Origin of the sequence: Micromonospora sp. NBC_01699 (assembly GCF_036250065.1) — a bacterium.
In the GTDB taxonomy this organism is placed as follows: Bacteria; Actinomycetota; Actinomycetes; order Mycobacteriales; family Micromonosporaceae; genus Micromonospora_G.
In genome coordinates, this window is the sequence record NZ_CP109199.1 from 7936555 (window position 1) to 7957930 (window position 21376).

General features: G+C 69.3%; 23 protein-coding genes. 15 read left to right on the forward strand and 8 right to left on the reverse strand.

Annotation, left to right across the window (positions count from 1 at the left end):
- Nucleotides 1-50: 50 nt before the first annotated feature.
- From OG792_RS32925 to OG792_RS32980, 13 genes are all read left to right on the forward strand, one after another.
- Entirely contained in the window at nt 51-2567 is a 2517-nt protein-coding gene (locus OG792_RS32925) for a phage/plasmid primase, P4 family (protein ID WP_329105554.1), read from the forward strand.
- Between the two features lie 361 nt (nt 2568-2928).
- Nucleotides 2929-4737, forward strand: a complete 1809-nt coding sequence (locus OG792_RS32930; RefSeq protein ID WP_329105556.1) for a DNA polymerase — start codon at nt 2929-2931, stop codon at nt 4735-4737.
- Between the two features lie 91 nt (nt 4738-4828).
- On the forward strand, nt 4829-5128 hold the full coding sequence (locus tag OG792_RS34880; protein ID WP_442932525.1) for a DUF7169 domain-containing protein: 300 nt from the start codon (nt 4829-4831) through the stop codon (nt 5126-5128).
- 84 nt (nt 5129-5212) lie between these two features.
- Nucleotides 5213-5494: a hypothetical protein gene (locus OG792_RS32935; protein WP_329105558.1), complete on the forward strand. Its 282-nt coding sequence runs from the start codon at nt 5213-5215 to the stop codon at nt 5492-5494.
- A 224-nt stretch (nt 5495-5718) separates the two neighbouring features.
- Complete coding sequence (locus OG792_RS32940; protein ID WP_329105560.1) at nt 5719-6492, forward strand: hypothetical protein; 774 nt, start codon at nt 5719-5721, stop codon at nt 6490-6492.
- A gap of 96 nt (nt 6493-6588) precedes the next feature.
- Nucleotides 6589-6747: a hypothetical protein gene (locus tag OG792_RS32945; RefSeq protein WP_329105562.1), complete on the forward strand. Its 159-nt coding sequence runs from the start codon at nt 6589-6591 to the stop codon at nt 6745-6747.
- Entirely contained in the window at nt 6744-7301 is a 558-nt protein-coding gene (locus tag OG792_RS32950; RefSeq protein WP_329105564.1) for a hypothetical protein, read from the forward strand. The genes OG792_RS32945 and OG792_RS32950 overlap by 4 nt, the downstream gene beginning before the upstream one ends.
- Nucleotides 7289-7645 carry a hypothetical protein gene (locus OG792_RS32955; RefSeq protein ID WP_329105566.1) on the forward strand — a complete coding sequence of 119 codons (357 nt, stop codon included), beginning with the start codon at nt 7289-7291 and terminating at the stop codon, nt 7643-7645. Before OG792_RS32950 ends, OG792_RS32955 begins: the two co-directional genes overlap by 13 nt.
- Complete coding sequence (locus OG792_RS32960; RefSeq protein ID WP_329105568.1) at nt 7642-8022, forward strand: hypothetical protein; 381 nt, start codon at nt 7642-7644, stop codon at nt 8020-8022. Before OG792_RS32955 ends, OG792_RS32960 begins: the two co-directional genes overlap by 4 nt.
- The gene (locus OG792_RS32965) at nt 8009-8599 is read left to right on the forward strand and encodes a sigma-70 family RNA polymerase sigma factor (protein WP_329105570.1); all 591 of its coding nucleotides are present in this window, start codon (nt 8009-8011) and stop codon (nt 8597-8599) included. Before OG792_RS32960 ends, OG792_RS32965 begins: the two co-directional genes overlap by 14 nt.
- 76 nt (nt 8600-8675) lie before the next feature.
- Nucleotides 8676-9176 (forward strand): hypothetical protein, encoded by a 501-nt coding sequence (locus tag OG792_RS32970; protein ID WP_329105572.1) that lies wholly within the window; start codon nt 8676-8678, stop codon nt 9174-9176.
- Nucleotides 9177-9674: 498 nt separating this feature from the next.
- A complete protein-coding gene (locus OG792_RS32975) occupies nt 9675-9950 on the forward strand; it encodes a hypothetical protein (RefSeq protein WP_329105574.1) in 276 nt (91 codons plus the stop codon).
- Nucleotides 9951-10388: 438 nt separating this feature from the next.
- Nucleotides 10389-12221 carry an NHL domain-containing thioredoxin family protein gene (locus OG792_RS32980; protein ID WP_329105575.1) on the forward strand — a complete coding sequence of 611 codons (1833 nt, stop codon included), beginning with the start codon at nt 10389-10391 and terminating at the stop codon, nt 12219-12221.
- A gap of 54 nt (nt 12222-12275) precedes the next feature.
- Here the strand turns inward: OG792_RS32980 and OG792_RS32985 are convergent, their stop codons facing one another.
- From OG792_RS32985 to OG792_RS32995, 3 genes are read right to left on the reverse strand one after another with little or no spacing between them, the layout of a single operon-like run.
- Nucleotides 12276-13025, reverse strand: a complete 750-nt coding sequence (locus OG792_RS32985) for a LamB/YcsF family protein (RefSeq protein WP_329111579.1) — start codon at nt 13023-13025, stop codon at nt 12276-12278.
- On the reverse strand, nt 13021-13989 hold the full coding sequence (locus OG792_RS32990; RefSeq protein ID WP_442932526.1) for a biotin-dependent carboxyltransferase family protein: 969 nt from the start codon (nt 13987-13989) through the stop codon (nt 13021-13023). Before OG792_RS32990 ends, OG792_RS32985 begins: the two co-directional genes overlap by 5 nt.
- Nucleotides 13887-14498, reverse strand: a complete 612-nt coding sequence (locus OG792_RS32995; RefSeq protein WP_329105579.1) for a 5-oxoprolinase subunit B family protein — start codon at nt 14496-14498, stop codon at nt 13887-13889. The genes OG792_RS32990 and OG792_RS32995 overlap by 103 nt, the downstream gene beginning before the upstream one ends.
- Nucleotides 14499-14653: 155 nt before the next feature.
- On the opposite strand from OG792_RS32995, the gene trhA reads away from it, so the two are divergent.
- Nucleotides 14654-15277 (forward strand): PAQR family membrane homeostasis protein TrhA, encoded by a 624-nt coding sequence (trhA, locus tag OG792_RS33000; RefSeq protein WP_442932527.1) that lies wholly within the window; start codon nt 14654-14656, stop codon nt 15275-15277.
- Nucleotides 15278-15463: 186 nt separating this feature from the next.
- On the opposite strand, the gene OG792_RS33005 is transcribed toward trhA, so the two are convergent.
- The gene (locus OG792_RS33005; protein ID WP_329105583.1) at nt 15464-15736 is read right to left on the reverse strand and encodes a DUF6458 family protein; all 273 of its coding nucleotides are present in this window, start codon (nt 15734-15736) and stop codon (nt 15464-15466) included.
- Nucleotides 15737-16175: 439 nt separating this feature from the next.
- Between OG792_RS33005 and OG792_RS33010 the strand changes: the two genes are divergently transcribed.
- Entirely contained in the window at nt 16176-16709 is a 534-nt protein-coding gene (locus OG792_RS33010; protein WP_329105585.1) for a SixA phosphatase family protein, read from the forward strand.
- 21 nt (nt 16710-16730) lie between these two features.
- On the opposite strand, the gene OG792_RS33015 is transcribed toward OG792_RS33010, so the two are convergent.
- The 4 genes from OG792_RS33015 to OG792_RS33030 form a co-directional block, all read right to left on the reverse strand.
- Nucleotides 16731-17000 carry a DUF6458 family protein gene (locus OG792_RS33015; RefSeq protein ID WP_329105587.1) on the reverse strand — a complete coding sequence of 90 codons (270 nt, stop codon included), beginning with the start codon at nt 16998-17000 and terminating at the stop codon, nt 16731-16733.
- Between the two features lie 327 nt (nt 17001-17327).
- Nucleotides 17328-19181, reverse strand: coding sequence for an acyl-CoA dehydrogenase (locus tag OG792_RS33020; protein ID WP_329105589.1), 1854 nt, complete (start codon nt 19179-19181; stop codon nt 17328-17330).
- Nucleotides 19182-19320: 139 nt separating this feature from the next.
- Nucleotides 19321-20448, reverse strand: coding sequence for a PP2C family protein-serine/threonine phosphatase (locus tag OG792_RS33025; protein WP_329105591.1), 1128 nt, complete (start codon nt 20446-20448; stop codon nt 19321-19323).
- A 147-nt stretch (nt 20449-20595) separates the two neighbouring features.
- On the reverse strand, nt 20596-21264 hold the full coding sequence (locus OG792_RS33030) for a septal ring lytic transglycosylase RlpA family protein (RefSeq protein ID WP_329105592.1): 669 nt from the start codon (nt 21262-21264) through the stop codon (nt 20596-20598).
- Nucleotides 21265-21376: the final 112 nt, after the last annotated feature.

A 21376-nucleotide genomic window follows, 5' to 3' on the forward strand; every position in this document is an offset into this window, starting at 1 on the left:
CGCGGCCCGCTGGCCCACTCCGACGCCATACCCCTACGGAAGGACAGCCCGTGACCCTGGACGACCTACTGAGCCGGTTCGCCGAGGTACAGGACGAGCGGGACGGCTGGCTCGTCCCATGCCCGGCGCACACCGACTCGCACCCGTCATTGCGGGTGGCCGTGAGCGACGCCGGAAAGGTCTTGCTGAAGTGCCGTGCCGGTTGTCCGACCGGGCGTCGGAAAGCCGAGGACCCGGCGGGTGTGCTGGAAGCGCTCGGCATGACCTGGGCCGACCTGGACGGTATCGAGCCCGGCGAGGTCCGCGCCCGCGCGACGTCGACCGACACCCCGGCAGGCCCGGCGGATGTCGCCCGGCTCGCCGCGCAGCTCGACCGGTACGCGGCGGCCCTCCTTCATCCGACGGCACCGGGCGCCCGGCGGGCACTCGAGTACGCCGAGGCTCGGTTCGGCATCTTCCCGGCCGATGTCGAGCGGCTGGGCCTGGGCTACGCCGAAGACCTCGGCGGGGGCGGCCGGCTCGTCGTGCCGTTCCGCGACCGCAACGGCATCCCTCGCGGCTTCCAAGCCCGCGCCTTGGGCGCCGACGCGAAGGTTCGTTGGCTCGGCGCGAAGTCTCCCGATGGTGCAAGCTGGGCGCGGGTGGCCTGGCTGCCGGCTGATACCGGCTGGCCCGAGGTCATCGTCACCGAAGGCCCCGGCGACGGGCTGACATCGACGGCTGCGGGCTACGACACGATCGCTGTGCGTGGTGCCGGGCTGGCCTCCAGCGTGGCGGACGAGGTCGCGCGGCTGGCCGAGGGGCGCCCGGTCGTTGTGGTGGGCGACGCGGACCCGTCGGGCGACGCCTTCGCGCGGACCCTCGCGGCCGAGCTGGCGAAGCTGGGCCTGTCGGTCCGGAGGGTTCGGCCTCCGGTCGACGGTTTTGACCTCACGAAGTGGCGCGAGAGCGATCCGGCGACGTTCGCGACGAACTTCATCCGGGCGATCCAAACGGCGCAGGACCCCGGCGGACTACAGACCAGGCTCGACGTCTGGACGGATGCCGACCTGACCGAGGTTGCCTCGGCCCGCCGGCTGAAGGAGCACTTCATCGGCACTGGGTCCGGCGTCAGGTACAGCCCCGAGGCGGGGTTCTTCCTGCTCGACGGTGGCGTGTGGCGGGCTGACAAGCTCGATGCGGTCCGGACTGCGGCTCAGGAGGTGGCCGGATCGATCTGGGGCGAGGCGGCAGAGCTGGCCGAGGCCCTGGACGCGGTCGAAGAGGCCGGCGACCCTGCCGGCGAGGCTAAGCGGCTGAAGGCCCGAGTCGGGAAGCTGAAGGCGTTCGCGCGGAACGCGAACAGCTCGCGCGGCATCGACGCAATGGTTCGAGAACTGAAGGCGCTTCGCGGCGTAGCGGCCGACCTCGAAGCGTTCGACCGGCACCATCATTTGTTGGCGGTCCGTAACGGCGTGGTCAACCTGCGGACGGGCCGGCTCCAACCCCATGACCCCGAACTACTGCTGACGCGGCGCGTCGACCTGGACTACGTCCCCGACGCCCAGGCCCCGCGTTGGGAAGCGTTCCTTCGGGAGGTCTTCCCGCACGCGGCGCACGCCGGCTTGCCGGCATACATGAGGCGGCTCGTCGGGTACGGCATCACCGGCGAGACCGCAGAGCAGGCGTTCGCCGTCCTCTGGGGCACCGGGGCGAATGGGAAATCGGTCCTGACGGACACGCTGACCGAGGTCTTCCGCGAGTTGACCGTGACGACCCCCTTCAGCACGTTTGAGGATCGCGGGTCGGGCGGCATTCCTAACGACTTGGCAGCGCTGAAGGGCGCACGGCTTGTCATGGCGGCTGAGGGCGAGCAGGGCAGACCGATGGCCGAGGCGATCTTGAAGCGGGTCACCGGACGTGACTTGATCAGCGCCCGCTTCATGCGGAAAGAGTTCTTCGAGTTCAGACCAACCTTTCTGCTCTTGTTGGCGACCAACTTCAAGCCGCAGTTTCGCGGGGCGGACGAGGGCCTTTGGCGGAGGGTGAAGCTGATCCCGTGGGAGAGGTATTTCGCCCCGCACGAGCGAGATCACAAGCTCGGCGAGAAGTTGCTGACCGAGGCCCCCGGCATCCTCGCGTGGGCGGTGCGCGGTGCTCAGGAGTGGTACCGCGACGGCCTGGGCGACCCGGCCGCGATCGTCAACGCGACGAAGGAATACCGGCAGACGTCGGATGCCCTGACCGGCCTGCTGCCGGGCCTTTTCGTGATGGACCCGGACGGCAAGGTGACCGGGAAACTCGTGTGGGACGCCTACCAGCAGTGGGCGGACGACGAGAACCTACCGGGCAAAGAGCGCTGGACGCGGCGGGCCTTCTTCGCGTCCCTGGAAGAGCGCGGGGCAGTCAAGAAAAAGGAAGCGAGCGGCATCGTCTTCGTCGGCATCCGGCGTGCCCGGCAGACGGACGCGGTCGAGGATCACGCGCCAGAAATCCCGGACGACGAGCGAACAGCCAGTAGCCCGCTGGCCCACTCCCCTAGCGAAACCCCGAGTTCCGGCCCGTCGCTGGACGACATCGCTTTCTAGGGAGTGCCCGTGTCCGTTACCGCCCCGGCCGATGACTGCGGCGTGACCGGTGGCTGTCCCGCGTGCCCGCTGTTCGCGGCCGACGTCTGCGGAGACCCGGCGCCGATCCCTGAGTTCGTCTTCGAGGCGCACCTACAAGGAATGGATTGCGGGCGCAGACCGTGTCGCTCGTGTGAAGGGCCGCCGGTCACCGACGCCCCAGACATCGACCCAGCCGAGCCGCCCCCCGAGGGCGCCGGTTGCTGCGGCGGTGCCTGCTCGGCCTGACCTTCCCCGCCCAAGAAGGGCCGCTTCCCCGCACCGGGAGGCGGCCCTTCACTCGCACCAAAGGAGTCTGCGGGTGATCGTCCTATCACATACCGTGGCTGGGGAAGCGTGTCGAATCCACTTCCCCGAGCGCCCGGCCGACCTGTACGGCTTCGAGCAGTTCGTAGCCGGCCCCGATCGAGTCCTCGCGGTCGACACCGAGACGACTGGCCTCGACATCTACTCGACCAGTCACCGCCTGCGGCTTATCCAGTTCGGCAACTCGCGCGAGGCGTGGGTTCTTCGCGCCGACATGTTCGCCGACGCAGCGGCCCGCGCCCTGCGGGTATCCCGGTCGCTCATCGCGCACAACGCGCCGTATGACCTGCTCGTCCTTGACCGGCATCTAGGGGTACGGCTTGAGGAGCTGGGCGGGCGGACTTTCGACACGAGGATCTTGGCTCACCTGCTCGACCCTCGCGGCCCACAGGAAGGCGGAATCGGCCTATCGCTGAAGCCGCTCTCGGCGGTCTACGTAGACACCGAGGCGCCAGACACGCAAGCCGGTCTGACAGCCGTCTTTCGATCGCTCGGCCTCACCAAAGAGACCGGCTGGGCTGAAATCCCCATCGATCACGAGACCTACGTCCGGTACGCCGGCCTGGACGTGATCCTGACGCACCGGCTGTTCCGTCAGATCGGGCCGATGGTGCGGGATGTCGGTCTAGACCACCTATCGAAGTTCGAGCATCACCTAGCCGTCCTGTTGGCAATCCTCCAGCGGCGCGGTATGCGGCTCGACGTCGCGTACATCGAGGCCCTGCGGGATGACCTGCTCACCGAGGCGGACCGGTTCAAACAGGTCGCGGCGCGGTACGGCGTCGGCAACGTCAACAGCACAGCGCAGGTTGCCGAGGCGCTGGCCGCGATGGGTGAAGCGCTCGACGAGCGGACGGCATCCGGCGCCCCGAAGGTCGACAAGGGCGTCTTGTTGCCGCTGGCCGACCTTGACCAGCAGTGGGGACGGATGGAAGTCCGGGAGCCCAACCCGCTCGCGGACGCGGTCGTGCGCAGCAAGCGGGCCGCGAAGTGGGCCGAGACGTACGCCGAGGCGTTCCTGACGCTGCGGGACGAGGACGATCGTTTACACCCCTCGATCGGCGCCCTTCAGGCCCGGACCGGCCGCATGTCGGTCAGTCGCCCCCCGCTTCAACAGCTTCCCTCGTCGGACTGGCGCGTCCGCCGGTCGTTCATCCCGGACCCCGGACAGACCCTCATCGCCGCTGACTACCAGGCAGTAGAAATGCGGGTCCTCGCGGCGCTTTCTTGTGACGAGACGATGCGCAAGGCGATTGCGGACGGCGTCGACCTGCACTCGTTCACGGCCGCGCGGGTGTTCGGTCCGGACTTCACGAGGGCACACCGAAAGATTGCGAAGGCGATCGGCTTCGGCAAGGTCTACGGCGGCGGGGCGGCCGGCATCGCTCGCCAGACCGGCGCCCCGATCGAGGCGATCCGCCCCGCGTTGGCCGCGTATGACGCGACGTTCCCCGGCATCAAACGCTACTCACGCAGATTGGTCAGCCGCGCCGAGTACGGGCGGAAAGAGGTCATTACCCCCTCGGGACGGCACCTGCCGCTAGACAGGGACCGCCTGTATGCGGCAACCAACTACGTCGTCCAGAGCACGGCTAGAGACCTACTCGCCCAGGCCATTGTGGACGTCTTCGACGCGGGACTAGGCGATCACCTACTGCTACCCGTACATGACGAGCTGATAGCCCAGGCGCCAACAGCAGATGCCGAGCAGGTTATCCGCGAGATCGGTCGAGTGATGGAGTCCGATTTCTACGGCGTGCGGATCGCCTCGGACACGTCGGTCGTCGGGAAGTCCTGGGGCGCGGCGTACGGCGCCCTGAACTGACCGGGGCCGTGGCTATGATCATTTCGCACAGGTGTTCTAAGGAGCCAGGTTGAAGCCCGCCGATCTAGACCTAGACCGCGACGTAATCCGCATGGCCGACCTGGTCACAGCGCTACAGCAAGAACTCGACGCACTATCGCGGGTCCTGCCCGCAGCGGTAGACGCCCAATGGACGGCCGCGCCCGTCGCACGGCCGAGGGAAGACACCACCGAACGGTCTAAATATCGTCGTAGCGAGCCAACAGCAGACATAGCACTTGATCTCGACCGCCTGCACCTCCGTGACCAGGTAGTACGCTCCGCCTACGTGTTGGCTAGCGGGGTTACGTCACTCCGGGCAGCGCGCCGGGGCGTCGAGTCTGCGCTGACGCCGTGGCACGGGGAGGCATGAGTGAGAAGCCGCAGAAATCTGCGTGTCGCGGGGACACCAAAGTCCCCGTTCGGACTGCCGCGCGTGTACCTGGTCCTACCTACGGTGGGCACCACGTCCAGGCGGTTAGCCGCCGCCATCGGGACGTTCAACGCCCTGTGGGAGGCCGGCTACGAAGTCATCTGCCCGTCCGTCACCCACCCGCCGACGGAAGACGCAGACGACTTACTGACGGTGGTCGACGAAGACATGTCGTGTCTGGCTGGGGCGGACATCCTGGCTATCACTGACGGGTGCGAAGGACTGTGGGAACCGGTGTACGCGCAAGCGGTCGGCATCCCGGTTGTCTACGCCGTCGAACTACTGAACCAGCCGATGTCAGCCTGACCTAGCTGCGGAAACGGGGCCCTGGGGGACTTCTCCCTAGGGCCTCTGCCCGTTTCCTGCTTCCCTGCGTGTGACCTGCAGCACCGCCGCCCTTCGTGCACCTCAGGGGCATTGCGTTGAACGTTTAGCGCACCTAGCGTCGCCTCTGACCAGGAAATACGCACACCCCTTTCGAGTTGGCCGGCGCACACCGGCTACCTCTTTGCGCCCACGGAGGCATCACTATGTCCATTTTCGATGCCATTTGGACCGTTAAGACTTCCCGGATTCCCGCAGGAGAGGAATCCGCAGTGATCGAAGCCGCTCAAGCTGGCGACGAAACGGCCACCCTCCGTCTACTCACGGCCTACATGCCAGCCCTTCGCGCGGCCGTCTCCCGGTACGAAAGCCTGTCGATCGACGACGCACGGCAAGCCGCGATCATCGGCTTCATGGAGGCCGTCCACGCCTTCCGCCGTGGCGCCAACGAGGCGGACCTTCTGGCCGGCATCCTCCGTCAGTACCTTCACGACGCGCTCACCTCGGCGACCTCCGACGCGACCGGCGGATTCTCGGTCCCCACCCGCACCATGAAGCGCTACTTCGGCATCCTGGCCCGTGCGAACGGCGACCACTTCGAGGCCGCGAAGCTGGCCCCGGACTACGAGATGACCGAAGACACCTGGTGGTCCGTCTATACCGCGATCGGGGCGGAAGACTCCCTCGAAGGGGCACTCGAAGCCAAGGGCAGCGACAGCATGTCCCCCGTCTCGTCGGAGGTTGCAGGGCCGCGCGAGATCGCCGACGCCGAAGACCGCGTGTTGTGCGATCTGGCCTTCCGCAGCGTGTCCCCCCTCGAAGCCGGCGTGTGCGCTATGGCGTACGGCTTCGCGGACTACGACACGATCCCGGACGCCGAGATCGGCCACCGCCTCGGCGTCTCCCGCCTGAAGGCCCTACGCACTCGTCAAGGCGCTCTATCGAAGATGCGCGCTGGGCTAGGTGCGCTAAACGGTTAGCGCACAGTATCGGGGCCGAGATCGCCTGAACATCTCGGCCCCCGCTGGCCCACTCCCCTCACGAAACCCACCCCCCACCCGAAGGGACAACCGACCGTGGATCTCGCCGAGTTCGACGCCGTGACCGTCGCCGAGCCGAACGCCGAGTACGACATGCTGACCTTCGAGGCCCGCGACGAACTGGACGCCGAGGCGGTCGACCGAGCCCGCGAAGAGTTGACCGGCCTCCCGGCTCGCTCCGGGACACTGCGTTGAGCGTCCCGCGCCAGCACGGCCCGGCCGCGACCTGTCGGCGGACCGCCTGCGCTGACCGGCCGACCCACGTCGGCGGGGTGCACATTGACGCCCGGCACCCGCTGTACGACGGGCCGGACATCAGCATTCGGGCACTGCCGAGCCGGCCTCGGACCGCCGCCCGCACCCTGCTCACCGCAGGCGCCCCGGTCCCCGAGGTCATCGACCTGGTGAACGAGATTCACGGACTCCGGGAACAGGCCGGGCACCTCATGGTCGACAAGGACCGAGCGGTCCGGGAGGCCATGCGACGGGCCGATGACTGTGAAACCCACGGGGCAGACCTCATCGCGCTGGGCAAGCAGGCGCACCACTTCGACGAGCAGGCCCGGCGCAACGACGCGTCCCGCGTGGCCGTGCTGTCCGCGCTGTGGCAGTTCCGCGACGTGGTGAACGCCCTCCGGACCCGAGAGCGGGCCGGCGATGTCCTGCCCAGCAGTGCCGAGCTGGTCGAGATGTTCGGTAAGGCGCTCGACAAGGTCAGCGCTTCGCACGATCGGGCGTGGCGGAAGTGAGGGCCGACTTCGCGCCGTACCGCGACGAGATCCGCGACTGCACCTGCCTGCTGTGCGGCGAGGTGGCGTGCGCCCTGTCCGACGTGCGGGACTTCGGCGGGCGTCGGCACCTCGCGGCGTGCGTGGCTCTGCTGGGCGCGCTCATGGCTGGCGAGCACGTACGCCGGTCGTACGCCGAGATGGCGGCTGAGGCCCGCGAGGCGAAGGCCGTCCGGCTGGCCGAGGCGGAAGCGGCCGGGGCGAGCCCCGCGACGCTGGCCGCAATCGAACGCGGCTACGCGAAGTACGCCGGGTTCATGGTTGACGGCATCGGCGCCGGTATGACTCCCGGTGGCGTCCGGTGATCCGCCGGCTTCGTGCGTACCTGGCAGCGCGCCGCGAGGCGGCACGCGTTGAGCCTGGCTGGGAGACCCCCGAGGGCCGGGTCGAGCTGGCCGCGATCGTCCGCGAGGTGACCGGGGAATTCCGGGGAGTCGCGCAGGTCCCCACGCCGTACACGCCCCGGCACGGCTCCGGCGACGAAGCCCTTCGGTCCGACGGCTACGAGCCGATGCGAACGGGCGCTCAGACCATGCAAGACACCGGCTACCTGCTCGCCTATCCGTCGCTCTACCGCGAACGGTACCGCTACCCCGCGCGGGTGTGGCGGGCCGAGCTTTACGCCTCTCCCTGGGGCTTCGTTGACCACGCTGAGGAGTACAAGACCCGTGACCGCGACTGACGCCCCCGCACCCCTCCCACCGTTCGACGAGGCCGTGTCCGGCATGGCCGGCCCATGGCTGAAGGGCTTCGCCCGCCGGCTGGCCCCGCCCAGCGTCAGCCCGGACGACCTCGAATCCGAGGGCCTGTACGCGATGTGGCAGGCGTACCAGCGGCTCGACGGACCAGGGCCGAACCTGGACTCGTACCTGATTCAGGCGGCGAAGTGGCACGTCCTGCGGGTCCTAAACCGACGGAAGTGGACCGGGCAAGACAAGGTGCGCGCCCCGCGTGGGGTCAACTCGGCGGGCGTCGTCCACGCGGACCAGGTCGAGCAGTCCTACCCGGATGATGTCATGCGCGAGTGGCACGAGGTGTCGGCCGAGGACGCCGCGTACGGGGTCGCGGACCTCGCCGACGTCCGGGCCGAGGTGCGCGAAGCGGTCGCGGCACTGGCGCCGACGCAGCGGGACCGGCTCTACCGGAAGTTCTGGCTCGATGAGTCGGTGTTCCTGTCGGGGAACTGGTGGCGTGACCCGCGATGGGGCGCGCGGGCAGTGCTAGTCGGCAAGTTGGGGCACCTTCAGGGGTGCGCGTAAACGTCGGCGCCCCGATCTGCCCCTGCAACAACACCCCGATGAGCGTCGCCTGATCGGCGGCGCGGGAGGAGCACTCATGACCGAACGAACGACCGTCGGCGCCCTGCAAGTCGGCGCCGTGGTCCTCGTTGACCCCGACCGCCTGGCCTTCGCGAAGGTCGAAGAGGGCGCCCGGTCGGCGACCGTCACCGGCGCCCCCGTGAAGGTGAGCCGGAAGGTATCAGTGACGACCGATCTCGGCGAGATCGAAGCCGGCCCGACGGCCCGGCTTTTCGTCGTCCAGGCTCCCGAGCCCACCCCTCCCCCGGCGCTCCCACCGGGCACCCCCGGTACGGCATCCGTCAACGTTGACGCGGCCGGAAGGCTCACCGACCAGAGCGTCCTACGCGTGGCCTTCGACGGCGGGGAGGTCACCCGATCCGTACCGCTGGAAGTCGACGAGCCGAACGGGCACCTAGCCCCGGTACGGCTCGCCGCGACCCTGTTAGCCCTGGGATTCGTCCCGGTCTCCCCCTGGCAGTTGAACAGAAACGACGTCACCTGCGACGTGGTCGTGATGGGTGCACCCGTCGCCTGACGCATCTCCGAACGCCCCGTGACCTGGAATTTCTCAGGCGCGGGGCGTTTGTAGTCGCGCTAAACGTTTAGCGCATCAAGCGCTGGCCTGGCTCAACGAAGAGACCACGCGGCGGGCGACGCCAGCCACCCTCGGCGACCAGGTCGAGCCCATCGGCTATTTCGGTATGACCGGCGAGGTTGTCGAGACCTTCGCCGAGTTCGTGGCGGTCAACCTGGGCGGCACCGAGCCGGCCATCTTGCTTCAGGCCGAGGTCCGGCGGGTCGGCTGACCGATTCAGTACGCTGAACGTTCGACGCATTCCCTCGGTCTACGGATCGCCCGCCCCGGACCACCGGGCGCGGGGCTTTGTCGTGTCTGGACCGGATCAATGCAGGCACCTCTTACGCTGTCCACGTGCGACGGCCCGGCGGGAAGTGGTGGCAGCGGATCAAGCCGCGCCTACGCCGCCCTATGCCTGTCGCCGTGCTCGCCGCTACCTACGGCACAGTCGAGGTCTTGAAGATCGCGGCGGGCTTCAACGGCTTCCCGACCGCCTCGCAATGGATCTTCACCGCAGCAACGTTCGGCGTCACGCTGGCGCTCTGGGCAGCGCCAGCCACGACCCCCCTTAAAAAAAATCGCTCATGCGAGGTCTGCGAGGTCTGCGAGGTTTGCGGTCACATTTCCGCGCAATGCCTCTTAAAAAAAAGCCTGAGCCTTGTTGACTACCCACCGCCTGACGGTTTGCCTGATCCACGCTCACCCTGGCTACGGTGGGCGATCCTGCGTTGAACGTTTAACGTAAGTCGAGTGACTTTCGCCCTGCGTTCGACGCTTGCTCGGTGCCCGTCCTGCGACGCCCACGCACACCATTCGTCCGGCCAGTGCGAAAACGCCGCTCGGCACGAACCCGGCCCGACCCTGGGCATGGGGGCGACGATCCTTGTCGGCGACGACGCGTACCCAGCGGTCATCATCCGGGTCACCGCGACGTCAGTTGTCATCCGTCGAGTCGAGACGCTGGGCGAGCACGTGGGGGCGGATCATTCGGCGATCGTTGCAGCGGGTGACCTCGCTAGGCCGGTGGGGCCGCCCGAGGTCTACCGCCTCATCGACGGCCGATACCGGTCCGGCGGGTCCGTCCTGATGATCGGCACGGCCGAGTCGCGAGTACCGCTGCCGCGTCCCCCACGCGCCGGATGGGCGCCCCTCATCAGGCAAGATGGCCTTATGCAACCACGCGTGCGGGCACCCGAACTACAGGGCCGAGGATGGCTGAACACGGGCGGGAAGTCCTACTCGATCAAGGACTTCCGTGGTCGTCTGTTGATCTTAGATTTCTGGACCTTCTGCTGTATCAACTGCCTGCACGTACTGGACGAGCTTCGGCCGCTGGAGGAGAAGTACGGCGACGTACTCGTGGTGGTCGGGGTGCACTCGCCGAAGTTCGAGCACGAACGGGACGCCGACGCGCTCGCCGCCGCCGTCGAGCGGTACGAGGTGCACCACCCGGTACTGGACGACCCCGAACTGCACACCTGGCAGCAGTACGCGGCCAAGGCGTGGCCGACCCTCTCCGTGGTCGATCCGGAGGGTTACGTCGTCGCGATGATGGCCGGCGAGGGGCACGCCGAGGGGCTGGGCCGGCTGATCGAGGAGTTGATCGCCACCCACGAGGCGAAGGGCACCCTGCACCGGGGCGACGGCCCGTACGTCCCGCCCGCGCAACCGGCGACCAGCCTGCGCTTCCCCGGCAAGGCCGTGGTGCTCGACGGCGGCGGTCTGCTCGTCTCCGACTCGTCCCGGCACTCGATCGTCGAGCTGGCCGCCGACGGGGAGACGGTGCAGCGCCGGATCGGGTCGGGTGACCGGGGCCGTGCCGACGGTGGGCCCGACGATGCCCGGTTCGCCGAACCGCAGGGGATCTGCCTGCTGCCGCCGCACGTGGCCGAGGTCGTCGGCTACGACTTCGTGGTCGCCGACACGGTGAACCACCTGCTGCGGGGCGTACGGCTGAACTCCGGCGAGGTACGCACCGTCGCCGGCACCGGCCGCCAATGGCGCTCGACGGTCGACGACCACCCGCACGACGCGGTGTCGATCGACCTCTCCTCCCCGTGGGATCTCGCCTGGTACGACGATCGCGTGATCGTCGCGATGGCCGGCATCCACCAGCTCTGGTGGTTCGACCCGATCAAGCGGACCGCCGGCATGTACGCCGGCACCACTGTCGAGGCGCTCAAGGACGGGCCGCTGGACCAGGTGTGGATGGCGCAGCCGTCGGGGCTGTCGGTGTCGGCGGACGGGCGGCGGCTCTGGATCGCGGACAGCGAGACCAGCGCGTTGCGCTTCATCGAGGACGGGGTGCTGCACACCTCCGTCGGCCAGGGACTGTTCGACTTCGGTCACGTGGACGGTCCGGCCGAGCAGGCACTGTTGCAGCACCCGCTGGGGGTGTGCGCGCTGCCGGACGGTTCGGTGCTGATCGCGGACACGTACAACGGCGCCGTGCGCCGGTTCGATCCGGCGACCGGGCTGGTCAACACCGTCGCGGCCGAGTTGGCGGAGCCGAGCGATTTGGTGCTCACCGGTGACGGGGACGTACTCGTGGTCGAGTCGGCCGCACACCGGCTGACCCGACTGGCGCCCGGTGCCCTCTCGGCTGCCGGCGCGACCACCGTCAGCGGCGAACGGCAGCGGACCGAACGGCCGCCGACCGATCTGGCGGCCGGGACGATCACCCTGGATGTCATCTTCACGCCCGCGCCGGGACAGAAGCTGGACGAGTCGTTCGGGCCGTCGACCCGGGTGGTGGTTTCCGCGTCCCCGCCGGAGCTGCTGCTCGAAGGGGCCGGGGTGAGCACCGACCTGTCCCGCGAACTCGTGCTCAATCCGGCGGTGCCGGCCGGGGTGCTACAGATCACGGCGCAGGCGGCGACCTGTGACGCCGAGGCGGAGCACGCGGCCTGTCACCTGACCCGGCAGGACTGGGGCGTCCCGTTGCGGATCACCCTGGGCGGCGCGAACCGGCTACCGCTGATCCTGCGCGGCCTGGACGCCTGACCGACCGCCGCTCGGGCGGGCCGGCGAGCCTCAGGCAAACCGGGCCGGCGAGCCTCAGGCAAACGGGGTGAGTTTCACGTCGGCGGCGAGGAGCGCGGCCCGTACCTGACGGGCCATGGTCACCGCCCCCGGCGTGTCACCGTGCAGGCAGATCGACTCTGCCGGGCACGGCACCAGGCTGCCGTCGACCGCCACCACGACCTGCTCGACGGCCATCCGTACGGCCCGTTCGACGACCTGCTCGGCGGCGGTGACCAGCGCCCCGGCGGCGGTACGCGGAACCAGCGTGCCGTCGGGCTGGTAGCCCCGGTCGGCGAAGCCCTCGGCGACCGGGCGGAGTCCGGCCTCGCGGGCCAGTTCGGCGAGCATCGATCCGGGCAGGCAGAGTACGGGCAGGGTGGCGTCGTACTCGGCGATGGCGGCGACCACCGCGGCGGCCTGGGTGTGGTCGACCGCCGCCACGTTGTAGAGCGCCCCGTGCGGCTTGACGTAGCGCAGTCTGGTGCCCGCGACCCGGCAGAACGCGTCGAGCGCACCGAGTTGGTAGGTCACCTCGTCGCGCAGTTCGGCGAACGCGTAGTCGATTCGCCGCCGCCCGAATCCGGCCAGGTCGCGGTAGCCGACCTGGGCGCCGACGGCGACGCCCCGTTCGGCGGCGGCGAGGCAGACGCGGCGCATGGTGCCGGGGTCGCCGGCGTGGCCGCCGCAGGCGACGTTGGCGGAGGTGACGACGTCGAGCAGCGCCTCGTCGTCGCCGAGTTGCCAGATGGCGAACCCTTCGCCGAGGTCGGCGTTGAGATCAATCGAGTGGGATCGGTCCATGGAATCGCACGATAGTCCCGGGCCGGGCCTGCGCGAGCGGCAGCACGTCGTGCAGCACCGCGATCACCGGGTAACCGCCGGTGGTCGGATGGTCGGCGAGGAAGATCAACGGTTGGCCGTTCGCCGGCACCTGCACCGCGCCGAGCACCACGCCCTCGCTCGGCAGTTCGCCGGCCACCGCGCGGGGCAGGGCCGCGCCGACGAGTCGCGCACCGACCCGGTTGCTCATCACCCCGATCGTGTACGCCGTGCCGAGCAGCGTGCGTACGGCCTCCGGGGTGAACCAGTCGTGCCGGGGCCCGAGCCGTACGGGCAGGTCGAGTGAGGTCGGTGGTGGCCCGACGGGCAGGAAGTCCACCGGTGCCGGCCGGCCGGTGACCGCCCCGAGGGGCAGGGTGTCGCCGTCGCGCAGCGGGGCCGGTCCGAGGCCGGAGAGGGTGTCGGTGGCCCGGCTGCCGAGCACCGGCTCGACCGCGATCCCGCCGGCGACCGCCAGATAGTTGCGTACGCCGTGCCGGGCCGGCCCGAGTTCGACCAGGGCTCCGGCGGGTACGGCGACCGGCCCGCCGGTGTCGACCGGTCGGCCGTCGAGTCGCAGTGTCGCGAGTGCACCGGTGACCGCGACCGTGCCCGCCCGGACCAGTCGCAGGATGCACCCGGTCATCGTGGTCTCCAGTGCGGCGGCCGACTCCGGGTTGCCGACCAGCCGGTTCGCCAGTCGCAGGGCGGCCGGGTCCAGTGCGCCGGAGCGCGGTACGCCGAGGTGCGCCCAGCCGGGTCGGCCGAGGTCCTGCACGGTGGTGAGGCCACCCGCCCGTACCACCTGGACCAGCCCGTGCCCGCTCACGCCGGCACCAGCCGGACGCGGGTGCCGGGGACGAGCCGGGCGGGCGGGTCGCGGCGTACGTCGAAGAGTGTCAGTTCGGTCCGTCCGACCAGTCGCCAGCCGCCGGGCGACGCGGTCGGATAGATCCCGGCGTACGGGCCGGCGAGGGCGACCGCCCCGGCCGGGACCCTGGGTCGGGGGCTGGGCAGCCGGGGCACCGCCCACGCCCGGGGTAGCCCGGTCAGGTAGGCGAAGCCCGGGGCGAAGCCGCAGAAGGCGACCCGGAGTTCGGTGCCGCCGATCCGTTCGACCGCCGTCGGTACGTCCACCCGCCACAACTCGGCGACGGCCGTCAGGTCCTCCCCGTCGTACGCGGTCGGCACTTCCATCAGCGGGCCGTCATCGGTGCCGGCGGCCGGTCGCGGGGTCCAGCCGAGGATCAGCTCCGCCGCCCGGTCCGGGTCCGGTACGCCGTCGACCAGCACCGTACGCGCGGCCGGCACGATGTCGACGGCGACCAGTTCGCCGGCTTCGCGGTGCCGCCACAGCTCGGTCCGCCAGTTTTCCACCTCGGCACCGTCCACGCATTCGAGCAGCAGCGCGTGGGCGCCGACCGGAAAGATTCGCATCCGGCTATCGTGCCGGACCACGGCGGCAAACCGGCGGGTACGACGCGTACGTCAGCGGGTCCACTACCCATGGGTAACTTACGCTGCCGTAGCCTGATGCGGTGACCACCTCGACTTCGGCGCGGATCAGACCGGCCGACATCGGTAAGCCCCGGATGCGGGGCTGGCTGCACACGTACGCCTTTTTTGTCGCCCTGGCCTGCGGGGCGGTGCTCTGCTCGCTCGCCGCGACCCGGCCCGGCTGGGGCCCGCTGGTCAGCTGCGCGATCTACAGCGTCACGGTCTGTGGCCTGTTCGGCACCAGCGCGCTCTATCACCGTCGGGTGTGGACGGAACGCGGCTTCCAGGCCATGCGCCGACTCGACCACTCGATGATCTTCATCTTCATCGCCGGCACCTACACGCCGTTCTGCGTACTGCTGCTGCCGGACCGCAGCGCGACCATTCTGCTCACGATCGTCTGGGCCGGTGCGCTCGCCGGGGTGGCGGTCAAACTGGTCTGGCCGCACGCGCCGCGCTGGGTCTCCGCCCCGCTCTATCTCGGTCTCGGCTGGGTAGCCGTCGCGGTGCTGCCCGACATCCTGCGGTACGGCGGCGTGACCGCGCTGGTGCTGATGATCGCCGGTGGGATCGCGTACAGCGTGGGCGCGGTGTTCTACGCCCTGCGCCGCCCCAACCCGTGGCCGACCGTCTTCGGTCACCACGAGTTTTTCCACGCCTGCACCCTGATCGCCGCGATCTGCCACCACATCGCGATCTACTTCGCCCTCTACGCCTGACCTCGGCCCTGACGTCGACCGCCCTGACGTCGGCCCTGATGTCAGCGGCGATGGCGCCGGGCGGAAGCCGGCTTCGGACACGAGTAACCGGCGCGGACCGCGTGGGGGGACGGTCCGCGCCGGCTACGAATGGTGGGTCAGGCCGCATCCCGTCGATCGGCCCGTGAACCCGGTTGTTCGGTTGGCTCAGATGGGGTGGCCGGGACGGCGCACCTCGCGGTACTCCTCGACCAGGCGGTCGTCCCGTACCGGCACGATCCGGGTGTCCTCGACCGGAGTGGTGACGACCGTACGACGGCGGCTCTGCCACAGCCACGAAGTCATGATCAGGCCCACCAGACCGGCGAGCATCAGCACCCAGCCGACCACGCTGAGATCGAGCCAACCCAGCTCGACGTCCACCGCGAACGCGAAGATCGCGCCCATCGCGATGAGGAAGATACTTCCACCGATACCCACTTTGTCGCCCTCCTTGGCTATCCGCTGGCCTTACCGGCCCGCCGCGGCCACTTTGTGAGGTTGCGGCACCAAAGGACTTACCCACGTGCTTCGTCGCCCAATCACCGACTCCCACAGGACGACGGGGACGATGCGAGGAGCCAGGCGGGCAACGCTATAAAGGTCATGACGACGACGAGCGGAGCGAGGAGACGTTGCCGACCGAGCGCGAAGCGAGGTCGCCCAGCGGGCAACGCTATAAAGGTCATGACGACGACGAGCGGAGCGAGGAGACGTTGCCGACCGAGCGCGAAGCGAGGTCGCCCAGCGGGCAACGCTATAAAGGTCATGACGACGACGAGCGGAGCGAGGAGACGTTGCCGACCGAGCGCGAAGCGAGGTCGCCCAGCGGGCAACGCTATAAAGGTCATGACGACGACGAGCGGAGCGAGGAGACGTCATGACCAAGCGCGTCGTACTGCTGCGGCACGCCAAGGCGGAACGCCCGGCCAGGATCGCGGACTTCGACCGGCCGCTCACCGCCCGTGGGTACGCGGACGCGGGCGCCGCCGGAGCCTGGCTGGCCAACGGCGGGCACCTGCCCTCGGCGGTGATCTGCTCGCCGGCCAAGCGGACCAGGCAGACCTGGCACGGGGTGGCCCTGGCGATGGCCGAGACCCCGGCCGCGAAGGCCGGGGTCGGGGCGGAGGCTGCCGGCGGGCCGGTGGTGAGCTACGAACCCTCGGTGTACGAGGGTGACGCGAGAGAGTTGCTGGACCTGATCCAGGCTGTCGACCCGGCGGCGGCCGTGGTGTTGCTGATCGGGCACAATCCGAGCATTTCGGGCCTTTCCCGCCTGCTGGACCCGGTACGCGCCGATCCGGACGGGCTGCGCACCAGTGGCATCGCGGTGCACCGCCTCGCGGTGGACGAGTGGACGCAACTGCGCCCCAGCCGGGGGCCGATAGAGGCCACGCACACCGCTCGGAGCTGATCGCCCCCGCCCCGGAATCGGTCAGGAGGGCGGAGCCTGCGGCGGCGGCGGATCCGGTGGCGGCGGCATCATCGCGGTCGGATGCGACAGCCGGTTCTCCTCGACGATCAGGGTCCGGGCCTTCTTCTTGCTGGTCTGCCAGTACCAGAGCGTGGTCAACAGCACGGCCAGGCCGGCCAGCATGAACACCCAGCCGACCGCGCGCAGGTCCAGCCACCAGATGTTCGCCCTGATGGCGAACGTCAGGATGGCTCCCAGTCCGATGAGGAAAATACCGCTACCGACGCCCATGTCCGCTGCACTCCCCCGTGCGATGGCTTCTGGGCTAACCTGACCAATCCAAAAACCTAAAGCTGACAAATCCCAACAAACTGCTACTCGCACCGCCTCCACCATAACGCGACACCCGACAAGCAGTCTCCCCCACCACCCACCCCCTCCCCGCCCCCTCCCCACCCCCAGTCGCCGATCTTGCAGTTGTGGCGCCCGGATTAGGGCTCTCATCCGGGTTTGTTCGCCACCACAAGTGCAAGATCGGCGAGGTGTTCTGGGGGTGGGGGTGGGGGTTGGGGGTTGGGGGTTGGGGGTTGGGTTACGGATACGGCGCTAGCGGAGGGGTCAGAACGCGTCCTCGGGGAGGTCCATCAGGTCGAGGGTGGTGGAGTCGATGATGCGCCGGTCGGCACCGATGCGGGGCAGCACCTCGTGGGCGAAGAAACGGGCCGCCGCGACCTTGCCGGTGTAGAAGGACCTGTCCGCCGCCGACACGTCGCCGCCCAGCGCACGCAGGGCCACCTCGGCCTGCCGCTGTAGGAGCCAGCCGACCACGAGGTCACCGACCGCCAGCAGCAGTCGCCGGCTGTTCAGCCCGACCTTGTACACCGCGCGCGGCTCGCCGGCCTGCACCTCGCCCAGCCAACCGGTCATCGTGGCGAGGATGGTCTGCACCTCGGTGAGGGCCCGACCCAGCGCCAGCCGTTCCTCCTTGAGCTGCCCATTGCCGCCCTCAGCGGTGATGAACTCCTGGATCTCGCCGGCCACCACCATCAGCGCCCGACCGTTGTCCTTCACGATCTTCCGGAAGAAGAGGTCGAGGCTCTGGATGGCGGTGGTGCCCTCGTACAGGGTGTCGATCTTCGCGTCCCGGACGTACTGCTCCAGCGGGTAGTCCTGGAGGAAGCCGGAGCCACCGAAGGTCTGCAACGACTCGTGGCCGAGCATCTCGTACGCCCGCTCCGAACCACAGCCCTTCACCAGCGGCAACAGCAGGTCGTTGACCCGCTTGGCCTGCTTCACCCCCGCCTCGTCACCGGCGGCGTGGGCCAGCTTCACCCGGTCCTGCCAGCTCGCGGTGTAGCAGACCAGGGCGCGCAGCCCTTCCGCGTACGACTTCTGGAGCATCAGCGAACGGCGGACGTCCGGGTGGTGGGTGATGGTGACTCGGGGTGCGTTCCGATCGGTGGCGAGCAGGTCGGCGCCCTGCTTGCGGCTCTTCGCGTATTCGAGGGCGTTGAGGTAGCCGGTGGAGAGGGTGGCGATCGCCTTGGTGCCGACCATCATCCGGGCGTACTCGATGATCAGGAACATCTGCCGGATGCCGTCGTGCACGTCGCCCAGCAGCCAACCCTTGGCCGGTACGCCGTGCTCACCGAAGGTCAGCTCGCAGGTGTTGGAGACCTTGATGCCCATCTTGTGCTCGACGTTGGTGGCGTAGACGCCGTTGCGCTCGCCGAGCTCGCCGGTTTCGGAGTCGAAGTGGAACTTCGGCACGATGAACAGCGACAGTCCCTTGGTGCCGGGGCCGCCCACGCCCTCGACGCCGACCGGCCGGGCCAGTACGTAGTGGACGATGTTGTCGGTGAGGTCGTGCTCACCGGAGGTGATGAAGCGCTTGACGCCCTCCAGGTGCCACGAGCCGTCGGGCTGCGGGATCGCCCTGGTCCGGCCGGCGCCGACATCCGAGCCGGCGTCCGGCTCGGTGAGCACCATCGAGGAGCCCCACTGCTTGTCGGTGAAGAGCTTGGCCCACCCGCGCTGCTGCTCGGTGCCCTCGACGTAGAGGGTGTGCGCGAACGACGGGCCGGAGGCGTACATCCAGATCGGGGCGTTCGCGCCGAGGATCAGCTCGGCCAGCGACCACCAGAACGCCCGTGGGGCGTTGGTCCCGTCCAGCTCGGGCGGCAGGTCCAGCCGCCAGAACTCGGACTCCATCAGGGCCGCGTACGACTTCTTGAAGGCTGCGGGCAGCGGCGCCGAGTGGGTGGCCGGGTCGAAGACCGGCGGGTTGCGGTCGCCGTCGACGTAACTCGCCGCGAGGTCTTCGCGGGCCAGCCGGTCGACCTCGGCGAGAATGCTGCGGGCCGTGTCGACATCAAGATCGGCGTACGGCTCCTGGCCGAACGATCGATCCGCTCCGAAGACCTCGAAGAGGTTGAACTCCAGGTCCCGGATGTTGCTCTTGTAGTGCGTCATGTGGGCGGGCCCCGCTTCCGAACAGGTGTTACCGGCCAGTAACTCCGACTGTATTACTCACCGGTAGCCCCGACAAGGCGAAAACGGAAGTGACGGCGGACACATGACCGACAGGAAGTAGTGAAAGCGCTGCTCAGCGTCACCCGTCCGAGGCGCCGACTTCCCAACTGGGCACGGCAACGGTAGTGACGGGACGGGGTCCGGCGTACTCCATCAGCACCAGGGCGATGTCGTCGTCGAGGCGTCCGTGCACCCACTCGACCAGCGCGGTCTCCAGCGAGGCGAGCCCGTCGGCGACCGTGCCGTGGCCGAGCAGTTGCCAGGCCCGCTCCTCGGTGGGGAAGAACTCGCCGTCCCGGCGGGCCTCGCCGAGCCCGTCGGTGAACAGCAGCAACCGGTCGCCCGGTTCGAGCCGCTCCACCCTCGGCCGGACCACCGGCATGAACCCCAGTGGCGGGGCCGGCGACGGCGGCTCCAGCGGGATCACCTGACCCCGGCGCAGCAGCAGCGGTGCCGGGTGACCACAGTTGACGATCGTCAGGGTGCCGCCCCGCTCCTCGACCAGCGCGGCGGTGACGAAGTCCTCGTCGCCGACGCTGCGGGCCACCGCCCGATCCAGGTCGGCCACGATCGCCCGCAGGTCGGCCCGCTCGTACGCGACGTGCCGGTAGGAACCGAGCACGATGCTGGCGAGCCGGACGGCGTCGAGCCCCTTGCCGCGTACGTCACCGATCAGCATCCGTACGCCGTAGGGGGTGTCGATCACCTCGTAGAGGTCGCCACCGATCTCGGCGGCGGCGGTGGAGGAGATGTAGCGGGCGGCGACGGCGAGCGTGCCGACCTGCGGCCCGAGCGGGCGCAACACGGCCTGCTGGGCCACCGCGGCGAGCTTGGACAACTCGGCGATCTGCTCGGCCTGCCGCTGCCGGACGACGGCCACCGCCGCCGCGACGCCGATGAAGGCCATCACGCCGCCGACGTTGACCACATTGCCCAGCTCGACGTTCTCCGCGCTCAGGGTGAAGGCGGCACCGATCCCGGTGGCCGCGGCCCCCACCCCCAGCACCACCCGCCAGGACGCGAAAGCGGCGGCGAGGAACGGGGCGGCCACCAGGAGTCCGATATGGTCGGCCCGGCTGCCGTCGGCCACCTCGATCGCGGACACGAGCGCGAGCAGCACGAGGGCCGCGCCGAGGCCGGCGCGGGAACCAGAACTCAGCGGGCGGCGGCCCGGCGGCAAGAATTGCATGGGTACGCCGAACAGCATGCCTGATCGACGGGCACTGTTGAACGAAGTTGACCCCTCGTCTGAGTGGGTTCTGTCCACCCGGTCGGTGCCCGGCTGCGGTGTCACCGCTACGCACCGATCATGAAGCTAGTGGGGTGCCGGTCGACGTACCTGGTCAACGGCTTGTCACCCGAGAATCTCGTACCGGACCGTGATCGCGCCGAGGTCGGTGGAGGCGATCGCCGCGAATGCGGCCCGGGAAAGATCCAGGCACCGTCCGCCGACGTACGGTCCCCGATCGTTGATCCGTACCACCACGGACTTGCCGTTGTCCGGGTTGATTACCCGTACCCGGGTGTTGAACGCGAGGGTGAGGTGCGCGGCGGTGAGCGAACTCGGGTCGAAGTTCTCGCCGTTCGCGGTCAGCTGCCCCTGGTCGTAGAAGGAGGCACCGCAGGTGCCGCTGCCGACCACCGGCGTCGCCGCCGCCGGCTTGGGCTTCTTCGTCGTCGCGCTCGGCTTCGGGGCGGCGGCCCGGGTCTTGCCACGCGAGGCGCGCTCCGGCGTCCGGGTCGCCAGCGGCGTGGCCGGGGTCGCGGACGGCGACGGGGTGACCGGGGCGGCCGTGGTCGGCGACGCGCTGGCCGATCCGCTGGCCGAACCGCCGGGCGATTCGCTGGCCAACCCGCTCGGTACGACCTCGGCGGTCGCCGAGACGTTCGACGCGGCCGGGCCGCTGGCCAGGTGGATCCCACCGACCGCGCCACCGACGGCGAGCGCCACGCCCAGCGCGGCACTGGCGGTGAGGCCGACCGGCGACTTGAATATCCGAACCAGGGGGTGCTTCTCCGTCACCGACCTGTCCTTCCCGCTGACGACACAATGATGAAGATCGGAAGGTAGCGAGCGGGGCGCTTCGGAAGTCAACGTGATCATATGCTTATGCCCGTATTTGCGGTGAAACGTG